This window comes from Pseudomonas sp. SO81 (assembly GCF_030374125.1).
Lineage (GTDB): Bacteria > Pseudomonadota > Gammaproteobacteria > Pseudomonadales > Pseudomonadaceae > Aquipseudomonas.
This window is the reverse complement of the sequence record NZ_CP126126.1, coordinates 4,636,892-4,657,565: the sequence shown is the minus strand read 5'-3', so window position 1 is coordinate 4,657,565 and position 20,674 is coordinate 4,636,892. Positions and strand designations below refer to the sequence as shown.

Genomic DNA, 20,674 nt, shown 5'->3' with positions numbered 1-20,674 from the left:
AGGATCGATGATAATCGATCCTGATTAAGCTCCCCCTATTCAAAATGCATTGGCAGTCTAATTATAGAGCACCACCTAATTTTTACTCTTCACACCTGAAGCGGCTAAGAAAGTTTTCTTTCGAGTAGCCTCTGGGGGGGCTTTCCCATCTCCGGACCTCAGATCCAGAAACGATTCGATTCTGCTCTGATTGCTGTTACTGTAGCTGATATGAATTGGCCGACTCCTATCGTACAAATAGAGCCGGTCAAAATTCAGGTTTTTAACAATCCATTGCGCAACTTCCAACATGTCTTCGTCTTCAATGATGAAGTCGACTGCGGCCCCTTTTCGCTCGCAAATGTAGTTTCCTTTTCGGTTCTTTTCGTAGCTGGCATGCTGATCTAACCTAGGAGCAATGCCCCTGGGTATTTCTTTGGCCAGAGCCTGCGAGCAGAAACCGTAGGTCAGCCTGATCATCCCAAAGTAATCGATAATGGGGTCCAGTAGGTTTACGGCTAAGTCCAGAAGCGCAGTGTAGGTGTTCGGTTCTTTGGGAAGATTATCGAGATTGGTTCTTTGTTGCGTGTCGCCGCAGTGGATTAGGTCTCGGTAGGTAAAATTCTCCCCGCAAGAGTCGTCCAGATTTGGTATCGATTGACTGCGCGCAAGTGTAAATCCTTCAACTTGGTAGCGGTGCTTCGCCAGGGCTTTCACAAAACTTTCTGGACTTTGACCATAGCCATCCAGGTCGAGAAACGGTAGTTTTTCTAATTCCTCGTCAAACGCCAACTGTTGACTGTAGTTTTGGCAACTTTCGTTGATGTAGCGACTTTTCAGATAGAGGAATGGCGGGGTGTAGGTTTCGCCGTAATCGAAAAAGTCCAGCCGTTGACTCATCAGATTGATTTTGACCCGCTCGATCATTCGCGGCAGCGGTTTACCATCAAAATCATCGAACTCCATCAGCGTGAGCTTACTCGAGCGAATGTGAATCTTCACCAAGTCGGCGCTGGTAACGTCACCGTACAAACTAGTGGCACAGTGCACATAGGTTCTTAGCACCGACGGTAAATGTGAGACCAAGCTGGTGTGCAGTTGTAGCGAATGGCCCTCGTTCAACCAACCCAACCCGAACTCCGCCGCTGAGTTACAGGCAGCGTTGATGGCCTCTTTGTCGAGAGCCCTAAGTAGCAAAGCCTCGCCATGGGCAAAGGCGTTGTCGATATCGCCAAAGAAGTGCTTAATGTCTTCTTTGAGAGTTGGTTCGAACGGCCTCCTGGGTCGCTTTCCAGCAAACCGAAGCTTGGCAAAATACACCGATAAGTCATCGATTCGGGTCTGGCGAGCATGTTGTAGCTCGGCGACACCCTCTTCCCCTTTGATCTGAATGAGCAGCCGCAAGGCCAGGGGCAAGGAGCCCAACTGGGTACAAACCTCGTCCCCAAAAACCAGCTCTTGGGGTTTTGGTACTCGACCCAAACCCAACCATCGCTTCCAAAGCGTCTCTAGCAACTGCGCATGGGATTCGTATTTATGTTTCGCCCGCTGGGTGACCCGCGCCATTTTTTCTTCCAAAGTAAGCGGGGTGTAAATAGGACGGACGGGGGCACGTCGTTTGGCGACCCGCTGACTGCTGAATTGTTGTTCTGCATCCGAGCTTTTAAAGACGTAAAAGATACCGGGCGCCACGGGCATCGGCTCGACGCCTAACACCGCTTCCAGGTATTGAGCTAGTTCGACCTGGGAGTAGTACTTTTGAAATGTGTTGCGGGAAGTTAGGACACCGTCAGCATACGGGACGCCGTTGCCGGTGTTCGAGTGCACCAACATTGCAGACACCACCAGCCATTCCTGAGCTAGCTCAAAGGCCGCTTTAAGGGCTTCATCACGTTGCTGGCGATTCTCAATCACGTTGATGACGAAGCCAAGATTCACCACATCAGCTATGTTTTTGTTGTTGTCGGGGGCGTAATAGGGATCCCAGCCTGAGGCCGTGATGCCGTGGTCCATCAGAAAGCGAACGTCACTTCCCCGTCCACACCCGTAATCGAAAATGGTCTTTTGGCCGTTCAAATAGCCAAACCGAGCCAAGGTCTGCATGGGAGCCGAAAGGTTAGTGCGCGAGAGTGCCGTGAGGTGGCGTTGAATGATATCGGTGTCAACCCGCGTGTCAGTGACCGTCTCACCAAACTCTTCATTGCCAATGGGCAGCAAGTCGTGGCCCTGAGTTCGGTAACCCCGCTCGATCAAGACTGCAGCCCAATCTCGGGCGAAGCCAATGCGGCTGGTATCATCAAACAGGCCAACGGCTTCTGCTTGTACGGTTAGTGACGCAAAAACCGCTCGGCAAGGATGATCGGAAGCCAGCAGGAGTTCTTTACGGTGCAGAACAGGCGGATTAAGGGACTCTTGAAAAGTCCTAAAGATTAGGCGTTCCGTGTCGCCGGTGAACGACCAATAGTGAACTAGGCTCGGGAAGGCGTCCTCAAAAAAAGCCGGGTAGTAAAGAAAGGATACATCCTGGTTGTTGTCGTGTAATTTGACGACATTGAAGTCCTTCTCCGCTTCAACACCCGCAAGCGAGATGGCTTTTTCGATAGTCTTACGGTGATGAGGCGCCAAGCTTGGCAGCGCCGACCAATGCACATATAGGTGCTGTCCGACTTTCTTACCAACGAAGGCAGTTCCGTTACCCATTTTAGGTCCCTCCGACGGTGGCTCGTTGGTAAGCTAATACCCCAGGCTCTGGGCCAATGAAATCATTGGATGTAAGGTTTTCGTGTATGCCTCTGTAACCCTTTCCGGACATACTAGCTCGTCGGTGCTGAGGCCAAGGCCGACGCTGTAATCTTCAGCCATTGCTGTCCACTGTTTTGACGACAGCAGGCGTTGAGCTACTTGCAGAGCCTGGATTTGGACCTTGATAAAAGCCTCCACCTGTTCTGGGGTGGGCAGGATCCTTCCGATGCTGCGGTTAGTGGCTGACTTGGCCGGGATCAGATTCCAGTATTGGTCGTGGCAGATGAACGACCAAGGCAGGAAGTGGTCCAGATCAAAGGTATCGGGCTCAACTGGATCATTGGCGTAAATGCACGTCAGAGGCAGCTCGGCAAGAAGCTGCTTCCAGACTTTGCGCTGCTTCGTGAGCGGCGCCCGTTCATACGGCGGTGCGATCTTGTCGATGATGGCAGGCGAATTTGGATTGCGCCTCTGCAGATAGACCGCCCAATGGTTGAACGCCCAGCCTTTAATGATCGAGAAATTCACCTTCAGGTACTCCATCCAACGCGGGTGGACCTCTATGTGAGCGCCGCCGTTGACGAAGCGATAGAGGGGGGGATGGTCTGACTCAAACGTGGATTCTGCCAGTTCGCGTATTGTTCGGTCTTTCTTTTGATCAGGAAGGCAACGCAACGCGTCCGCAAAAAATGGCGTCAGTAGGCGCTGCGGGACGTACCGTTGTAGGGTCGCCGCGCCAATACGATTGAACTGGCCGGCAAGGGCGTCCTGCAGGGCTTGCTGCGCCTCCGGTGACGTAACCGCGCGATCAGATGGATTAAAGTCCAGCTGGTCCAGCACCGTACCAACTTGATCCTGCACCCCAAATGAAAGTTTGAAGAACCGATGGGGATACCAGCCGAAGCTCAGCAAGCTGCTGGTGATCTCGTCCAACGCAAAGGTTCTGTCGTCATCGAATCGACGCAACCGGTTTTCGATCAGCTGCAACAAACCGATAAAGAACAGCAGCTTGTAGGATGCGGTCGTCTTATCGAAAACCGCCGATAGCGCTCCCACGTTCAGCGTGGTAGCCGAGGGAGGGAGCGCGCTCATAGCCAATACTTGGCTTTGTCCGGAATAACCCAGCGTACCCCGCCTCTAGGGTCCTCAACATCACCGTCGTACCTGGGAATGACGTGAATGTGCACGTGCGGCACCGTCTGTCCTGCAGCCGCCCCATTATTGATCCCCACGTTGTAGCCATCGGGACGATGGAATTGGCCGATAAGGTCCTTCGCCTGATTGATCAAACTTAGCAGATGCCTTTGTTCTTCGGCGGGCACGTCAAACAGTGTTGGATAATGGCATCGTGGGGTGATTAGTAGATGGCCGGGAGAGACCGGGTAACCGTCCGAAAAAATGTTGGCCATTTCGTCGCTATAGATCAGACGCTCCTGGGGTAAATTGCAAAACGGGCAATCTGCCTGGTGGGACGCAGCGTGATCGTGGCTGGTTGCGTATGTCATCATAGCTAGCTTTTCCTTTTCACTCGATGTTTCCACAACTCACCGACAAACCTCACTTTAATCTGCAGTTAAGGAGTCAGAGGCGTCCCTGCCTCTCCCCAAAATTAGGCACCCAGTGCGGTAATATCATCGATGATAGTGTGCTCAGCCTGCTCATCGAGAATCAGACGAATGATGGCACTCTGTACTTCTAATCCAGGGTCCAAGATCGTGCTTTTTATGATATCCAAACCGCCACAGGCGTATTCCTCGAAGAGTTTGATCTTAGCGTCGAACTTATCACCCTCCGGTTCCAGGTAACCGGAGTCCTTATGATCGAACAGGGCTAGCACGTTCATAAACGCTTCGTCGTACTCCCCCCGAAATACTGAAAGGGGGATCGGATCGCTGGTTTTGTCGAACGCCACCGACTTCTTTCTGGAAAAACCAAGGGCTGCGGCGAATACCATGGCGTCCTTAAAAGTAGCAAAGACGCCAGTTTTATCCTTGAGAAATATTAAGGTGTCGGTGTGTTTAGCTGGCTTCCGGACTCGATCAACCATAGAACCCTTCCTCCAGGTTTGTGTACTCGTACTTTTCATTGTTGCCTTGGTCAGGCTTATGGTACTTGAGCGTGTATTGCTTACCCAGGCGCTTGGACAACTCGTTTTCTACTTCACCGCGCCACTGAGATTTCGACACCATAACGATGACCTGATCCGCTAGGGCCGGAATGAGGTTCGCCACTTTTTGGCGATACTCGGGGTCCAGCGCGCCAAATGGGGAATCCATCACAATCGGATAGATGCCGCCCTTTTGAAACACACCCGATTTACTAGCCCGCTCTTTGGCGCTGTTCACGATGCTGCTAATGAAACAAAGGCTTGTCACTTGGTTCTCACCGGTGGACTTTTCCCACACCTGCTGTTTACCGTGCCCTTCGATGTTCTTAAAAATTTTGAGGGTAAAGTCTTCATCAATCTCTGCCCAATAATCTTTCCTCATGATCTTCCGGAAGGTTTCATCGACTCTTTTCGATAAATCTAAGCGGACCTGGTGGGCCATGGCCTCATGGAACTCACCAATGGTAACTGCCACTTCTTTGGCCAACTGCTTTCTTCGCTGACTTAAATCCGCCTGACTGGTTTTTGCCAACTCCTTTTCGATTTCCTTCTCCTTTTCTTTTAAAGCACAGTCCCAATCTGATATCTGGTGACGGCCGATGGCGCACTTATCGTTATATTCCTGTCTTTTCTCTTTCAAAGTCGCCCGTCGCATCTCCATTGCAGCTGCATCCTCTGCCCCACCAATCTCTTCGCCCAGTTCATCAATACGGCCCAACAGCTCCTTTCGCTGATTGGCAAGCTCCTCCAATTTAGTTGTCAACTCATGAATATTGGTGAACAAGGTTTTTCGTTCGGTTTGCAAATGTGACATGACACCAAACAGCGCCAAGAAACTCTCTTCAACCCCATTATCCTTGATGGTGTTTTTATATGACTCCAGGGTCTTCACGCAGTCACTTCCCGGCTCTAGGGGCTGACCACAAATGCATTTACCTATATTGATAAGATCATCGATAAAGGTTGCTTTTACCTTGCTGGGCATCTCCCCACGAACACGCATTTCATCTAGATACTGCTTGACCTCGGCCAGCTGCACCTCGATAAACGCGAGAAAGCCCCGTTCTGTAATGTTTTTGTTAAGAGAAAGCTCGACGGATAACTTATTTTTCTTAATTTGATCAAGTTGCGCCTCAAGCTCTTTCCTTAGCTTTTGCTGTTGCGCAACGACCTTAATTGAATCCAAACTCTTATCAATTTCCTCTATTTCCAGATCACAAGCAGACTTATTCTTTTCCCAACCATTGATTTCATCATCTTTCTTTTGAATTTGATCTGTTAATGTCGATTGTTCTTCGTAGAGCACCTTCAAATTACCGGAAGAGCAGTCCTTGGCTTCTTTGTTGAAATACTGCACCACAGTTTTCTTTAGCTGATTTTCGGCTCTATCCAGAATGTTTAGGCCCATCAGGCTTTTGACGGCATCTCTAACCTGGGTGGAGGCGCTGCTGTATGAAAGCTTTTCAATACGCTCACCATTAAAGAAGAAGTATCCATGCATATTTTCCGGCAAAATCTGATTCAGCTGACTGCTCGGATTAGTGGAACGATGAGACTTTCCAGCGTCATCAATCCAGCTCAGAGACGGCATGGATGGACCCACAGGCTGTGCATTCAAGCTCTGACCTTTGGAGAATTTTTGCTCTCGACTGGCAGTGTAGGAGGCCCCATCATCATCAAACTCCAAGGTCACCGACATGACGATAATGCTATTTTCGTCCGCCTCAGCAATCGCCTTTTCACTGAGGATCTTATCGTTATTGGTATCGAAGTCTGTGGCTCCGTAGAGCACCCATTTAAAGGCGTTCAACAGTGAAGTTTTACCGGCACCGTTTTCTCCGTGAATAACCGTTACGCTCGCATTTTCGCTGGTGGCGAAGTTAATCGAAACTTCACCATAGAATTGTCTGAAGTTTCGAATGGTAATTTTTTTTAATTTCATACCTTAACCTTGCCCTTAATCACCGTGATGATGCGCTCGCAGAATTCCCGTTCCACTTCCGCCGGTAGAGCTTTATAGTGCTTGCCTTCCTGATTGATTTTAAGAACTTCCTCAATGATCGCCCGAACTTCCGGAGAAGCAGCCTTAATGACATCGGCGGGTGTTTTCATATTAAGCACCTAACAGTTTTAATTTTTTTCTTATTCCCAGTAAGGCCGATAGAGTATCTCCGTAGTTTTCGGAAATCTCGGCAAACTCTTTGATTCGTTCAAGTTCACGCTCAACCATATTCTTTTCGATATTGAACGTTTCTTGGTCCTCCCCCAGTTTTTCCAAAGGCGGGATTGCGATAAAGTCATAGATGGCCGCCAAACCCTTACCGTCGTATTGACGCAATACCCGTCCACGTCGTTGAATGAACTGGCGGGGGTTGGTCGAGGACGCCACAATATAAGCGGTTTTCGTTTGCGGGATGTCGACACCCTCATCTAGGCACTTAATGGCAACAATGGCGTCAATGTCGCCGGCCTTAAACCTGCGCAAAATCTCGGCGCGCTGTTCTTTGCTCTCCTCGGCTGTGAACTTGGCTACACGCCATTGGCAGTCCCTTCCGGCAATCTGAACAATCCGGTCGATATCCCGTTCGCCGTCGTTGATAGCCTCACTGGAATAGATCAGCGAGTGTTGTCGGTCTTGATTGTCGTTCAGCAGTTGTTTCAGTTTGCGTTTTTTGTCTGCACTGCTACCGGTGAGTTTGGCGCGCTTGATGAGTTCGAGCTTTAGGCTGGTGGAGAAATCGTCTTTATCCCCCATGGCCATTAGCCGAGCAATTTTTTTACTCAACCGAATGTATTCGTCCAGCTCCTCCGGGTCCAATTCACAGACGATCGGGTAATAGTTGTACTTGCACAGGAAGCCGGCGTCGATGGCGTCCTTGATGTTAAACTCAATTACCGGCTCACCGAAGTAGTCAAAGATGGCCTTGGTGCCAAAGGGGTCGTTGTGGCGGATGGGCGTGGCCGACAACCCAATTCGGAATCGCGCCTGTTGGGGAAGCTTCTGGGCAATGTTCTCAGCGCCCATGTTATGCACCTCGTCCGACACCAACAACAAGTTGGTCCGGACACTATCAAGGAACGACTGGAACTGGCTGTTCTTGAAGGTGTCATTGACCGCAATGGCCAACATATGGTCACGGTCCCCGGACAACATTTGATTGTAGGCAGACTGCAACGCACCCAACCACTTGTCTTTGCCCCCATAGCATTTGATCGCGTCATAGCCAAAGAACGCCGCTTCGTCCGCCCATTGCTCCCCTAAATGCACGTAGGGGACGGTGATAACGATGACGAGCTTGGCTTGTTGAGTGCGGAAGTGGTCCAACAGTCTGGTAGCCGCGGTCAGGGCGGTGATGGTTTTGCCGGCCCCGGTGGCCATGCAGAACAGCCCTTGCCCATTCTGCGCAAACCAGGCTTTGATGGCTTTTTCCTGGTACCCCCGAATCTTCCCCTCGTCATCTTGAATGGCTTGGGGAACCGCAGGGCAGCCAGATGGCAGGCTGTATGGACGAGAGCCCGTTGTGGCATAGGCTTTGATTTTATCCAGCGTATTGGATGTGGGCGTAAAGATCAGTAGGTTGGGGTCCTTGCCTTGCCAAATGCTCTCAAATTCGTGTTTCTTCTTTTCGCACCGCTGGCGACCTTCCTCGCTGGTCCACGACCGATAGATGTCAATAATTTCCCAATTGGAAGAGGCTCTAGCGGTCAGATTGTACGAGCCGCTGAAGGCGATATCGTTGCCCGCCTCGTCCGAGAAAATGCCATTTTTCGCATGGTAAATTCCACTCAGCTTATTGGTAGGCACCGCCACTTTCAGCTCAACAATTCCATCGCGGATTAGCCAAGCCAGCGCTAGACGGGCGTCCTCTTTGAGCGCCGAGAACACCTGATCCACCTCTTCCTCAAAAATCCGCTTGGCCTGAAACTCCTTATCCGCCACGGCTTTTGAATTTACGATGCAGTCTAGGTCTTTCTCCTGCAACTCGTGGCCAACGATCCATCGAGCCTTGCCCCGGGACCGAGCGAACTGCGAGATACCATGAGCAGTATCCGCAATCCAGCCGGAGGTAAAATACCCCACTCCCACGTCGTATCTGGCGGCACTCTTTAGCACCGGGTCAAAAAAGATCGCGTTGGGATCTTCGGAAGAAGTATTAATTGACAGCGGGAGATTGATTTCCTTAAACATACAGATCGAATTCCTTTATCAACGCATCCAGAACACCCGTATCAACAGACTTCTCCTCCGTATGGTTACGGTAATCCAATTGCCTTAAGGTGATTGGCTCGCCGGTGGCGAAATAGCGTTCAATCTCCGTATCCGTACCATCGAAGCGCACATAATCCCGTTCTAAGGTGATGTCCGGGTCCTTCCAAACGACCGAGAGAATGGTGGCGACTGCATACTCTATCCCCGTTGATCGAACACGATTATATACCGACGACAACGCAACAGATTCTTTGTAGGCAGCCATTCGGATTGCGGCTTGAAGACGGCGTATGTCGGCGAGGTCATTAAACACTCGGCCAGCCACATCCCACTGGCGTTTTTCCGCCGTCAGGTAGACCTCGTCACACGCTATCAAGCTGTTTCGGACCGAGCCATTGGTTAGCTCACCCCGGGTGGGACGGAGCAACTCCATGACATCAGAGATCGAAACCGGCCCGTGAGCCTCGACCAGTTCTGCGATTTCGGTTTCCAGCGGTAAATAATCTCCATAGCTGGGCAGGCCGACCATAAAACCTCGTCCAATTCGGTATCGTCCGTCGTCCTGAAGAATGCCATGCACTAGATAATAGTTAAAATAAGGCTCTTTCTGTCTGAAATCTGGCCTGATGCGAGAAATGTGTTCAAAAATAATTCTCGAATTCACATAACGACCTTCATTGAGGATCAGCTTATATGCTTCGTCTTTGATGTGGTCGATATCATCGGAATCCAGTTTTAAATGGGCGTACAAGGCAAACGTAGCTGGGCCAACAATTAATACATCCTGCAATCGGTTCAGGGTTGACCCAAGGGCGTGCTCTGTGACCTCTTCCTTGAAAATCGTTTTGTACAGTCGTGTGGCTTCACTGGTATGGAGGGGTTGTCCAGCCGACGACAGCACAATCCGGGCGCGCTCCGATGCGGAGTTAGTGACGATATCAATGCCACCCTCCGCACTCATAGAAAACTTCTTCTGGTTACGAAAAATAAAATACTCCAACACCGGACGATTCACACCATCCAGCTCTTTTATAAGAGTATTACCATCCCCGCCGGCGTTACGATAAATAAACGCTTCAATATCGCCGAATATTTGGTCTTGACGCGCCAAGAAATCCCTGCCGATGATGTAGTCGCCGTCCCTTGTCATCCACACATCGCTGCTGGCCGGGACAACGAAGTTTAAGACCACCTCCAGCTTTAGCCTTGAAACGCCGTACAAGCGCTGTATAACCTCAACGGATAATACTCCTTTTGAGGCTTTGACATATTTTTCGAGGCTTTCGGATAGGTGGAACAGGCCAGTGCGATTACTCTTCACGTATTTCGCTATCGCCTTAGACTCGATTTGCCGAATTCGCTCTCGGGTCACGCCAAAATATCGCCCCAGCTCCTCAAGTGTCTGGCCTTCTCGCTCTAACCTCGCCAACAGGACTTTTTTCTCTCGGTCTTCCAAGCCCGACAAGTCATTTGCGAAAAATTCATCGTGGTGAAAGACCTGATTCTTCTTGCTCAATAGAAATCTGTAAAAATCCGAAAGCAATGCTGCAAGCCTCGGTGCCAGCGTAGCGTGAGTGATTATTCTTTCAGACAGCTCATAGAGGTCATAACTGATTGCGGTTAACAGTTGATGTAGCGAGGTTTCTTGGTAGTCTGGGTCTAGTTTATTTAGCAGCACTCTTTCCTGCTTAGACAAGCCTGGCGCTTTGCTGATGATTTCCGTAACGGTGATGGTGGCAAAGCCTTCATTTTCAAGCAGCGACACGAACTCCGAGCCAAAGTCACTCGACTCATACTGAAGCGGCAGGCTCTGCTGCTCAGTTTCTGTTAAAGACAATTCGTTCACAGATTTGCCTACCAAGGATTTCAACAGATCGAGGAATTCGTCCACAGATGCCTGACCAAAGCCAGTTAGCTTTTGAAGCTCACGCCTCAGAGTGCAAATACTCTTACCTTCTAAATCCCCCAAAGTCTCTGATTCGAACTCTTTATTTTCGATAGCTTTAGTGAGCGCATTATGCAATCGCACACTACATCGACAAGCGTGTGAAAAACTGACAATACTAAAGCTCTTATAGTGAGCCGGGATAGTTATATAAAGACTCTGTTTAGTCGACGCTAACGCGTGTGAGTTACCAGCCAAATTAGCTTCGGCATACTCATCGAGTATAATTACTAGTTCACTGACGCTCTTTTTTCCGAGATTAGGAATTAGGAAGAGCCGCTGAATATTTTCACTTTTATTTTCAATATACTCAGACAAACTACTAAAAGGCAGTCTGCCTTCGAATGCGGCTTGCAACACAGCGTTGTACAGCCTGGCACTAACTGGCTCACGCTCTAAGATTTCTATAACTTCTAGATCGAGATTATCTTTCATTCCGTGTCAACTCTTATAGTGGTCAACTTATCCCGAGCGCCGACTTAATTTTTTCTTCCTCTAGTGCCAAAACGCCCTGCTCGATCAGGCCATCGCACGCCGCCCAGAAGGCATCTTCGTTAATTGCCCTTTCAGGCGCCCCGGCAGCGACTGACTACCAATACTCAAACCATCGGCGGGCACCAGGCTAGCAGGGCCTGCTCCAACTAACTCATGCACAACACCCCACAGCCGCCCGCAGCAAAACGGGCCTGTCCAATTCAAATAAAGGCGGCAACGAAACAACGGAAACCGGAGGGAAGCTGAGCGCCTAGCGGCGAATGCCGATGCGCATATGGAGAGTCATCCCTGGGATACCGCGACCTGCCATTTTGCGATGTCCGTCACCATATCCACTGTCCGAGCATGGGTAAAGCCATGCTCGGTGCTTTTTGGCACCCCGGTCAGTTTGCTGGCCCGCAGTCCTTGGATATCGGCGTTTTAGCCACATCAACACGCCCCGTATAGACCAGACTGATGCGCATGCCCGACTGCAGACCGGCCGCATAGTTGGCGTGATGCTCATGCCGAGTAGCACTACCATGACCAGCCGCACGCGTTCATGCTTCCTCCTGCGCCTCGAAGGCTGCCTGTTCGACCAGGCCCAGCTCAAGCTCGGCGCGGTCTACCCAGGTTTCGTCCAGCTCGCCTTTGACGGCCACGCCCAGTTGGCGGAAATCGCTGACCTGCTTGACCAGGTTGGCCTTGCCGCTGACCAGCTGATCACGCGCCTTACGGTAGGCGTCCTGGGCTTTGTCCAGGCTGATGCCGATGGCGTCCATGCTGCCGAGGAAGGTGCGTAGCTTGTCGTAGACCTTGCCGGCCCTTTCGGCCAGCTCGGCGGTGTGCTTGTTCTGGTCCTCGAAACGCCAGAGCTGACGCACGATGTTGAGGCTGGTGAGCAAGGTGGTCGGGGTAGCGACCAGCACGTTCTGCTCGATGGCTTTCTGGAACAGGGTCTCGTCCGCCTTGAGCGCCTCGACGAAGGCCGACTCGATGGGTACGAACATGAACACCATCTCCGGCGCATTCAGCCCCGGCAGCTCGAAGTAGTGCCGGTTGGACAACTCCTTGATGCGCTGGCCGATAGCCGTGACGTGGTCATTGAGAGCCAGGCGCCGCTCGGCATCATCCTCTGCATTGATGTAGCGGGTGTAGGCATTGAGCGAGACCTTGGCATCGATGATCAGGTGCTTGCCCTGCGGCAGGTAGACGATCACATCCGGGCGCTGGCGATTCTCCTCACCATTGATGCTGACCTCGCGTTTGAAGTCGCGCCCGTTGACCAGACCGGAGCGCTCCAGGACGTTTTCCAGCACCAGCTCGCCCCAGTTGCCCTGGGCCTTCTTCTGGCCCTTGAGTGCAGTGGCCAGGTCATGCGCCTCCTGGGTGATCTGCTGGTTGAGCTCCTTGAGGTGCAGCAGCTCCTGGGTCAGCGCGGCCTGTTGCTGGACATCCTTATGGTGGATGTCTTCGACCTTGGCGCGGAAGCCGTCGATCTGCTCGCGGAAGGGCTTGAGCAGCGCATCCAGCGACTGCTGGCTGTGCTGCGAGAACGCCTGGCCCTTGGCTTCGAAGATCTGCCCGGCGAGCTGCTCGAACTCCAGCTTGAGCTGGTCGCGGCTTTCCTTGAGCAGCTGCTGTTGCTCGGCAAAGTGCTGCTGCTTCTGCTCCAGGCTGCTGCTGAGGGTGGCGTGCTCCTTGGACAGGTTGGCGAACTTGTCCTGCATCACCTCGTGACTGTTCTGCAGGCGTTCATGGGCCTGCTTGAGCTCGGCGTGCTGCTGCACGAGCTGGCCATGCTGAGCGCGCGCTGCGCTGGCCTGGCTTTGCGCCTCGGCCAACTGGGTGAGCAGTTGCTTCTGCTCATCGCGCAAGCCGGCAGACTCTTCACGGGCAAAGCTCAGCTGGCGCTGCAGTTGCTCGACATGCGCCTTCTCGGCACGCACCGCGGCTGTCAGCTCGCGCAGCTCCAGCTCACGGGACTGGCTCAGCGCCTGAAGCTGCTCCAGCTGGTCTTTGCAACCCTGCAAATGGGTCTGCGCCTCCTTGCGCCGCATGCTCTGCCAGAACAGCGCCAGGCCAAGACCTGCGGCCAGCACCAGCGCAGCCACCACCATCCCCCAGGACATTCCGATATCGCTCACGGTGTTCTCCTTCCACTACATGCATCAGTGATGCAACTTGAATGACAGCCACAGGATATGTAGCCTAAATCGACGCATCCACGGTGTTTACACGTACAGGTAAAGTTTTCGAGCAGATGGAGAGGCCATGAAACGCAAGCAAGCCATTGAGTCAGTGCGCTGGGATCTGGCCCTGCGCTACCGCCTGATCGAGACCATCGCCTGGTGGGAGGGCCGTTTGACCACGGGCCATTTGATGCAGAGCTTCGGCATCAGCAGGCAGCAGGCGTCGAAGGACATCAACTCCTACATCACCGACTACGCGCCTAAGAACCTGGAATACGACAAGCATTTGAAGGGGTATGTGCCGAGCCGCCACTTCAAACCGCTGTTCATCGATGACAGTGCCAGCGCCTACCTGCACCTGCTCAACCAGAATCACGACCGCGCACCACACATCGAAGGGCTCGCGCTGGCCTATGCGCACACCGAGGTACTGGAGGTGCCGGATCGCTCGGTACGCCCAGAGGTGCTGCGCCCGCTACTCAAGGCCTGCCGCGAGGGGCTGCGGCTGGAGTGCGAGTATGTGTCCTTCAACACGCCTGACGGTGAAACTCGCCTGATCGCACCGCATACACTGATCTACACCGGCATGCGTTGGCATGTGCGCGCTTACTGCGAGAAGAACAGAGATTACCGGGACTTCGTGCTCAGCCGTTTTCGGGGTGAACCGGGGCTTATGGATGACCAGTCTGAGCACAGCCAGGATTTAGATAGCGGGTGGAATACCGAGCTCGCGGTGGTCATCGAGCCCGACTCGCGCCTGAAGCACGAGCAGCGCGCCATTATTGAAGCAGACTACGGCATGCAGAACGGCCAGCTACTGATCGAGACCCGTGGCGCGCTGGTGCAGTACGTGTTGCAGCGCTACCAGATCGACCCGACCAAGGTGCATGCCAAGGCGGAGGCTCAGCAGATTGTCGTAGCCAACCTCGATGAACTGAAGCCCTGGCTTTATCACTGACAAATGGAGCCCGTATGGCCTCCCACCCCCTGCTTTACACCCTACATATCCAGCTAGAGCCATTGCAGCTCGATCCACCGATCTGGCGGCGCATCAGGGTGAGCGGCGACTGCACCCTGCGCAAGCTGCACCACTTCATCCAGGCAGCCTTTGGCTGGCACAGCAGCCACCTGCATGAGTTCAGCGACGGCATCCATCGCTACCTGCCGCTGGATGCCGAGCTGATGTAGATGTACGACAATGCGCTGGATGACCGTAAGAGCAAACTGCGCCGCGTACTCAAGGAGGCAGACCGGCTGCGCTATCTCTACGACTTCGGCGACAGCTGGCAGCACGTGATTGCCGTGGAGAGCATCGAGCCCTGCGACTTCACCGGCACCTGGTGTGAGGTACTCGATGGAGCCCGCGCCTGCCCGCCGGAAGATGTGGGTGGCGTGCCGGGTTACTTGGACTTTCTGGCTTCAAGCGGCAGCTTTGATCCCGAGCTGTTTGACCGGCGCGCCGCCAACGCGGCGGTGCAGCGGATCTGCAATAACTTCTGGGGCTGAGGCCAGCGCTGCCAAGCGCGGCTAGCGCTTAATTCGCAGCACCGCCATAGGCCAGCTTGGCCAGCCCGATCAGTGCGGGCAGCACCAGCGCCAGCGGCAAAAGATCGCTAAGGGTGGGCAGCAAGATCATAGGAAGTCCTCCTGGTCGGTTGCCCACAACCTAGCGAGAACCGCCTGCCAGGGCGATCTGTCTACTTTTCGCCTGTAAACAATCCGTGCAGACCCCGCACGTTGGCGACGAACGCGCCTTGTCGAAATGACGGAGCCCTCAATACTGTATATAAATACAGTTATCGGTCAGCCCATCATGAGCAACGCCCTCATCCTCAGCCTGCTGCAGCGCAGCGGCACCGCCCTCCCTCTCTTCGATGCGCGAGTCCCGGACGGCTTTCCCAGCCCTGCACTTGATCACATGGAGCACAAGCTGTCGCTCGATGCGCTGCTGGATATGCAGGCCCCGCACACCTATGTGGTCGCGTCAGCGGTGACAGCATGATCGGCGCCGGCATCTTCGATAACGACCACCTGATCGTCAGTCGTGCGCTGCAAGCCCGCCCCGGACAGGTGGTGGTGGCATGCCTCAACGGCGATGTATTTGTGAAACGCCTGGCGCAGGACCAGGGGCAATTCGTATTGCGCTCGGAGAATTCCGCCTACTCGCCGCGCTACATCCTGGAGCAGGATGAGCTGATGATCTGGGGCGTCGTCACCCATAGCCTGCGCAATCACCTGAACCATGGCTGAGCCGGTCTACGCGCTGATCGATTGCAACAGCTTCTATGCCAGCTGCGAGCGCGTATTTCGCCCCGATCTGCAGCGCACGCCCATCGTGGTGCTCAGCAATAACGACGGCTGCGTCATCGCTAGGTCTGCCGATGCCAAACCTTTCGTGAAGATGGGCGCGCTCTTTCACGAGATTCGTGGCGACCTCAAGCGCCACGGCATCGTGGCCTTCAGCAGCAACTACGCACTGTATGGCGACATGAGCGAACGCGTGATGACCATCCTGGAGGCCAGCTTCCCGAGCGTCGAGGTCTACAGCATCGAAGAAGCCTTCGCCGATATGACCGGCCTTCCCGAACCACTGGGGTCGATAGGCCGTCAGGTACAGGCGGAGGTGAAACAGAAAACCAGAATTCCCGTTGGCGTTGGCATCGCCACCACCAAGACGCTGGCCAAGCTGGCCAATGCCGCCGCCAAACGCTGGCTAAAACATACCGGGGGCGTCGTAGATATTCGCGACTCTGTTCGGCGTGACAAGCTGCTCAAGGCTATACCGGTTGAAGAGGTCTGGGGTATCGGCCCGCGCCTACGCGCACACCTAGAAGGCATGCAGATCAAAGCGGCCTGGGAGCTGGCGCAGATGGACGCCTGGACGCTGCGCAAGCGGTTCAACCTGGTGGTGGAGAAGACCGTGCGAGAACTGCGCGGAATAGCCTGCCTGGAGATTGAGAGCGAGATCGAACCCAAGCAGGAGATCTGCTCCAGTCGCTCCTTCGGTAAACGACTGCGCGAATTAGCCCCTATCCAGGAGGCCGTCGCCGCCTATGCCATACGTGCCGCCGAAAAACTGCGCAAGCAGGAATCACTTTGCCGGCAAGTGCGCGTCAGCCTGCGCACGGGGATGTTCAACCCCGCTGAAGTCAAATATGCCAACGGCATCCTCTGCCAATTGCCCTACCCTACCGATGACAGCCGGCTGATCATCCAGGCCGTTCAGACTGGGCTAAAGCAGGTGTACCGCGATGGTTTCAGCTACGCCAAGGCGCAGGTGCTGCTATTGGATCTCTGCCGAAAGAATGAGTACACACCGGATCTGTTCGCACCCGAGCAGCCCATCAGAACCGAGCGACTGATGAGCACCCTAGATGAGATCAACAGCCGCTGGGGGCGGAGCACATTGCAGCCAGGAAGAACGGCCAAGCCCGCGGAGTGGCCAATGCGCAGAGAATTTCTGTCACCCGCCTATACCATACGGTGGACAGATCTACTTGTAGCTAAAGCTCTGTAAGCACGCATAAAGCCACCGCTTGCTTTGAAGGACAGGATACGGCCATAGGAAGTTAGACAGTGGCCTGCTCAGCTGAAGCAACCAGCCATATATGAGCTGGTGAGCATTATCAAAATGGCCCCGCAGGAAACAAGGCGAATACAGTCCCGTACGGACAAGATCAGTGCAAGCTCCGCACAAACGGTCACCAAACGGTCACCACAAGTGGTCCTCAGGAGTTGGGTTGAAAAATCGCACCCATAAAAAAATCCAGTCACTGCTAAGTGACTGGATTTTCTAGGGTTTTTTGGTCGGGACGGAGTGATTCGAACACTCGACCCCTTGCACCCCATGCAAGTGCGCTACCGGGCTGCGCTACGCCCCGACGATGCTTCCGTGTTACCGAAAGCGGGGAGGACTTTACAATAAGCTGCTGAATTGTGGAAGTTTTTTTTACCGCTGGGCACTTACTTGCGAAGCACTAGCAGAACATCCTCGAGTTCGGCAATCATCTGCCGGATCAGCTGCTTGTACTGGGTGGTGTCGTCCTTGGCTTCGTCGCCAGAGAGACGCTGACGCGCCCCACCGATGGTGAAGCCCTGGTCGTACAGGAGCGCTCGGATCTGACGAATCATCAGCACGTCTTGGCGCTGATAGTAGCGACGGTTGCCCCGCCGCTTCACCGGATTGAGCTGAGGAAACTCCTGCTCCCAGTAACGCAAAACATGAGGCTTGACGGCACAGAGGTCGCTGACTTCGCCGATGGTGAAGTAGCGTTTGCCAGGGATAGGCGGCAGCTCGTCGTTATGACTTGGTTCCAGCATATGCCTCTACTCTGGCCTTCAATTTCTGGCCCGGACGAAAGGTGACAACACGGCGAGCCGTGATCGGGATTTCTTCGCCTGTCTTGGGATTTCGACCTGGGCGCTGACGTTTGTCGCGCAGGTCGAAATTGCCGAAACCGGACAATTTGACCTGTTCGTTGTCTTCCAGCGCGTGGCGGATTTCCTCGAAAAACAGCTCCACCAACTCCTTGGCTTCCCGCTTATTCAGGCCAAGCTCTTCATACAGACGTTCCGCCATCTCAGCTTTCGTCAGAGCCCCCATACGCTACTTCCTTAACGTGGCGTTGAACCTTTCTTCCAGCGAGGTGATGATGTTTTGCGTAGTTGTATTCACCTCATCGTCGTTAAGAGTGCGCGATGGATGTTGCCAGGTCAAGCCAACGGCAAGGCTTTTTCTATGTGGATCAATGCCTTTACCGTGATACACGTCAAACAGTCTGAGGTCCGTCAGCCACTCGCCAGCGGCCTCGCGGATGGTGGAGAGCACGGCTTCTGCCGGCTGCTCGCGGTCCACCAGCAGGGCCAAGTCGCGGCGTACCTCGGGGAAGCGTGACAGCTCGCTGAACGCCGGCATGCGCCCGGTGGCCACTTCGGCTAGTACCAGCTCGAAGAGGAATACCGGCTGATCCAAGCCCAGGGTCTTGGCCAGCTCCGGGTGCATTGCACCAAGGAAACCAACCAGGCGCCCTTCCCGCTCAATGCGTGCGGTCTGGCCCGGGTGCAGGGCCGGATGCTCGCCAGGTACGAAACTGAAGGCATCGGCGGCGCCGGCATAGCCCAGCAGCGCCTCGACATCGGCCTTGAGATCGTAGAAGTCCACGCTCTCACGGCCGTTGGCCCAGCCTTCCGGCAGGCGGCTGCCGCTGATCACGCCAGCCAGCATAGCTTCCTGCTTCAGGCCTTCGAGCTGGCCGATGAAGCGCAGGCCGCTCTCGAACAGACGCACACGCGACTGCTGGCGGTTGAGGTTGTGCTCCAGTGCCTTGACCAGGCCCGGCCAGAGCGAGGAACGCATGGCGGCCATGTCGGCGGAGATCGGGTTGGCCAGCTGCAGCGGCACCACGCCCGGATTGAACAGCTCGAACAGCTTGGGATCGATGAAGCTGTAGGTGATGGCTTCCTGATAACCGCGCGCGACCAGCAGGCGACGCAGGGCCGGCAGCTCGGCACGGGCCTCGGCCTTGGCCTGCGGGGCCAGGCGGGCCTGCGGGTAGCGCACCGGCAGGCGGTTGTAGCCGTACAGGCGGCCCAGCTCTTCGATCAGGTCCACTTCCAGGCTGATGTCGAAGCGGTGGCTCGGCACGCTGACCTGCCACTGGCCGGCGCCCTGGGCGACGGTGTTCAGGCCCAGCGCATTGAGCAGGCGCTCGACCTCGGCGTCGTCCATATCCATGCTCAGCATCTGGCTGATGCGCTCGGCACGCAGGGTGATCGGCGCGACGTTCGGCAGGTCGGCGGCGCTGGCCACTTCGATGATCGGGCCGGCTTCGCCGCCAACAATCTCCAGCAGAAGCGCAGTCGCGCGCTCCATGGCGCTGCGCGCCAACTGCGAGTCCACGCCACGCTCGAAGCGGTGCGAGGAGTCGGTGTGCAGGCCATAGGAACGAGCCTTGCCGGCCACCGAGATGGTGTCGAAGAAAGCGCTTTCCAGGAACAGGTCACGGGTCTTGTCGCTGACGCCGCTGTGCTCGCCACCCATCACGCCGGCGATGGCCAGGGCACGGTTGTGGTCGGCGATCACCAGGGTGTCGGCGCGCAGGCTGACTTCCTGGCCGTCCAGCAGGACCAGCTTCTCGCCCTCTTCCGCCATGCGCACACGGATGCCGCCATTGATCTCAGCGAGATCGAAGGCGTGCATCGGCTGGCCGAGTTCGAGCATCACGTAGTTGGTGACGTCGACGGCGGCGTCGATGCTGCGGATGTCGGAACGACGCAGGCGTTCGACCATCCACAGCGGAGTCGGCTTGGACAGGTCGACGTTGCGGACGACGCGACCCAGGTAGCGCGGGCAGGCCTTGGAGGCCAGTACTTCGACCGGGCGTACTTCGTCATGGGCGGCGGCGACTGGGGCAACGGAGACAGCCGTTACCGGGGCGGCGTAGATGGCGCCGACTTCGCGGGCCAGGCCGGCCAGCGACAGACAATCGCCACGGTTCGGGGTCAGGCCGATCTCGATGCTGGCATCGTCCAGACCGAGGTAGTCGCGCAAGCTCTGACCGACCGGAGCGTCTGCCGCCAGCTCCATCAGGCCGTTGTTGTCGTCGCTGACCTGCAGCTCGGAGGCCGAGCAGAGCATGCCCTGGGACTCCACGCCGCGGAGCTTGGCCTGCTTGATCTTGAAGTCGCCCGGCAGCTCGGCGCCGATCATGGCGAACGGAATCTTGATGCCGGCACGAGCATTGGGCGCGCCGCAGACCACCTGGAAGGTGGCGCTGCCGTTGCTGACCTGGCATACGCGCAGTTTGTCGGCGTCCGGGTGCTGTTCGGCGCTGAGGATCTCGCCCACCACCACGCCACTGAACTGGCCGGCGACCGGGATCACGGCGTCCACTTCCAGGCCGACCATGGATAGGCGGGCCACCAGCTCGTCGCGCGAAACTGCCGGGTTTACCCAGCTGCGCAGCCACTGTTCACTGAATTTCATGCTGTCTGTTCTCCTTAAGCGAATTCGATACGGGGCGTGC

16 protein-coding genes, 1 tRNA gene and 1 pseudogene are annotated in these 20,674 nt (G+C 54.9%); 5 read left to right on the top strand and 13 right to left on the bottom strand.

The features are described from left to right. Positions 1–75: 75 nt before the first annotated feature. The 9 genes from OH686_RS22310 to OH686_RS22270 all read right to left on the bottom strand — a co-directional run bounded on the left by OH686_RS22310 (position 76) and on the right by OH686_RS22270 (position 13,604). Positions 76–2,679 (bottom strand): DNA phosphorothioation-associated putative methyltransferase, encoded by a 2,604-nt coding sequence (locus OH686_RS22310; RefSeq protein ID WP_289535311.1) that lies wholly within the window; start codon positions 2,677–2,679, stop codon positions 76–78. A gap of 33 nt (positions 2,680–2,712) precedes the next feature. After that, a complete protein-coding gene (locus OH686_RS22305) occupies positions 2,713–3,813 on the bottom strand; it encodes an HNH endonuclease domain-containing protein (RefSeq protein WP_289535310.1) in 1,101 nt (366 codons plus the stop codon). Further along, positions 3,810–4,229: an HIT family protein gene (locus OH686_RS22300; RefSeq protein ID WP_289535308.1), complete on the bottom strand. Its 420-nt coding sequence runs from the start codon at positions 4,227–4,229 to the stop codon at positions 3,810–3,812. Before OH686_RS22300 ends, OH686_RS22305 begins: the two co-directional genes overlap by 4 nt. Positions 4,230–4,330: 101 nt before the next feature. Continuing rightward, entirely contained in the window at positions 4,331–4,768 is a 438-nt protein-coding gene (locus OH686_RS22295) for a DNA phosphorothioation-associated protein 4 (protein ID WP_289535307.1), read from the bottom strand. Then, positions 4,761–6,770, bottom strand: coding sequence for an AAA family ATPase (locus tag OH686_RS22290; RefSeq protein WP_289535306.1), 2,010 nt, complete (start codon positions 6,768–6,770; stop codon positions 4,761–4,763). The genes OH686_RS22295 and OH686_RS22290 overlap by 8 nt, the downstream gene beginning before the upstream one ends. Beyond that, positions 6,767–6,940, bottom strand: coding sequence for a hypothetical protein (locus tag OH686_RS22285; protein ID WP_289535304.1), 174 nt, complete (start codon positions 6,938–6,940; stop codon positions 6,767–6,769). Before OH686_RS22285 ends, OH686_RS22290 begins: the two co-directional genes overlap by 4 nt. A gap of 1 nt (position 6,941) precedes the next feature. Next, complete coding sequence (locus OH686_RS22280) at positions 6,942–9,017, bottom strand: DEAD/DEAH box helicase family protein (protein WP_289535302.1); 2,076 nt, start codon at positions 9,015–9,017, stop codon at positions 6,942–6,944. Beyond that, positions 9,010–11,418, bottom strand: coding sequence for a sigma factor-like helix-turn-helix DNA-binding protein (locus OH686_RS22275; RefSeq protein ID WP_289535300.1), 2,409 nt, complete (start codon positions 11,416–11,418; stop codon positions 9,010–9,012). The genes OH686_RS22280 and OH686_RS22275 overlap by 8 nt, the downstream gene beginning before the upstream one ends. A 599-nt stretch (positions 11,419–12,017) precedes the next feature. Continuing rightward, the gene (locus OH686_RS22270; RefSeq protein ID WP_289535299.1) at positions 12,018–13,604 is read right to left on the bottom strand and encodes a DNA recombination protein RmuC; all 1,587 of its coding nucleotides are present in this window, start codon (positions 13,602–13,604) and stop codon (positions 12,018–12,020) included. Positions 13,605–13,731: 127 nt separating this feature from the next. On the opposite strand from OH686_RS22270, the gene OH686_RS22265 reads away from it, so the two are divergent. The 5 genes and pseudogenes from OH686_RS22265 to umuC all read left to right on the top strand — a co-directional run bounded on the left by OH686_RS22265 (position 13,732) and on the right by umuC (position 17,166). Beyond that, complete coding sequence (locus OH686_RS22265; RefSeq protein WP_289535297.1) at positions 13,732–14,607, top strand: WYL domain-containing protein; 876 nt, start codon at positions 13,732–13,734, stop codon at positions 14,605–14,607. Positions 14,608–14,621: 14 nt separating this feature from the next. Then, positions 14,622–15,155, top strand: a pseudogene (locus OH686_RS22260) (plasmid pRiA4b ORF-3 family protein). Between the two features lie 307 nt (positions 15,156–15,462). Then, positions 15,463–15,651, top strand: a complete 189-nt coding sequence (locus OH686_RS23255) for a S24/S26 family peptidase (RefSeq protein WP_354005268.1) — start codon at positions 15,463–15,465, stop codon at positions 15,649–15,651. Next, on the top strand, positions 15,648–15,899 hold the full coding sequence (locus OH686_RS23250; RefSeq protein WP_354005267.1) for a LexA family protein: 252 nt from the start codon (positions 15,648–15,650) through the stop codon (positions 15,897–15,899). Before OH686_RS23255 ends, OH686_RS23250 begins: the two co-directional genes overlap by 4 nt. Continuing rightward, positions 15,892–17,166 (top strand): translesion error-prone DNA polymerase V subunit UmuC, encoded by a 1,275-nt coding sequence (gene umuC / locus OH686_RS22250; RefSeq protein WP_289535295.1) that lies wholly within the window; start codon positions 15,892–15,894, stop codon positions 17,164–17,166. Before OH686_RS23250 ends, umuC begins: the two co-directional genes overlap by 8 nt. Positions 17,167–17,453: 287 nt before the next feature. Here the strand turns inward: umuC and OH686_RS22245 are convergent. From OH686_RS22245 to pheT, 4 genes are all read right to left on the bottom strand, one after another. Continuing rightward, positions 17,454–17,530, bottom strand: a tRNA-Pro gene (locus OH686_RS22245). A gap of 82 nt (positions 17,531–17,612) precedes the next feature. Further along, positions 17,613–17,969: a MerR family transcriptional regulator gene (locus OH686_RS22240; RefSeq protein WP_043310659.1), complete on the bottom strand. Its 357-nt coding sequence runs from the start codon at positions 17,967–17,969 to the stop codon at positions 17,613–17,615. Beyond that, entirely contained in the window at positions 17,950–18,252 is a 303-nt protein-coding gene (gene ihfA / locus OH686_RS22235) for an integration host factor subunit alpha (RefSeq protein WP_002553164.1), read from the bottom strand. Before ihfA ends, OH686_RS22240 begins: the two co-directional genes overlap by 20 nt. Positions 18,253–18,255: 3 nt before the next feature. Then, the gene (pheT, locus tag OH686_RS22230; RefSeq protein ID WP_289535292.1) at positions 18,256–20,634 is read right to left on the bottom strand and encodes a phenylalanine--tRNA ligase subunit beta; all 2,379 of its coding nucleotides are present in this window, start codon (positions 20,632–20,634) and stop codon (positions 18,256–18,258) included. Positions 20,635–20,674 lie beyond the last annotated feature (40 nt).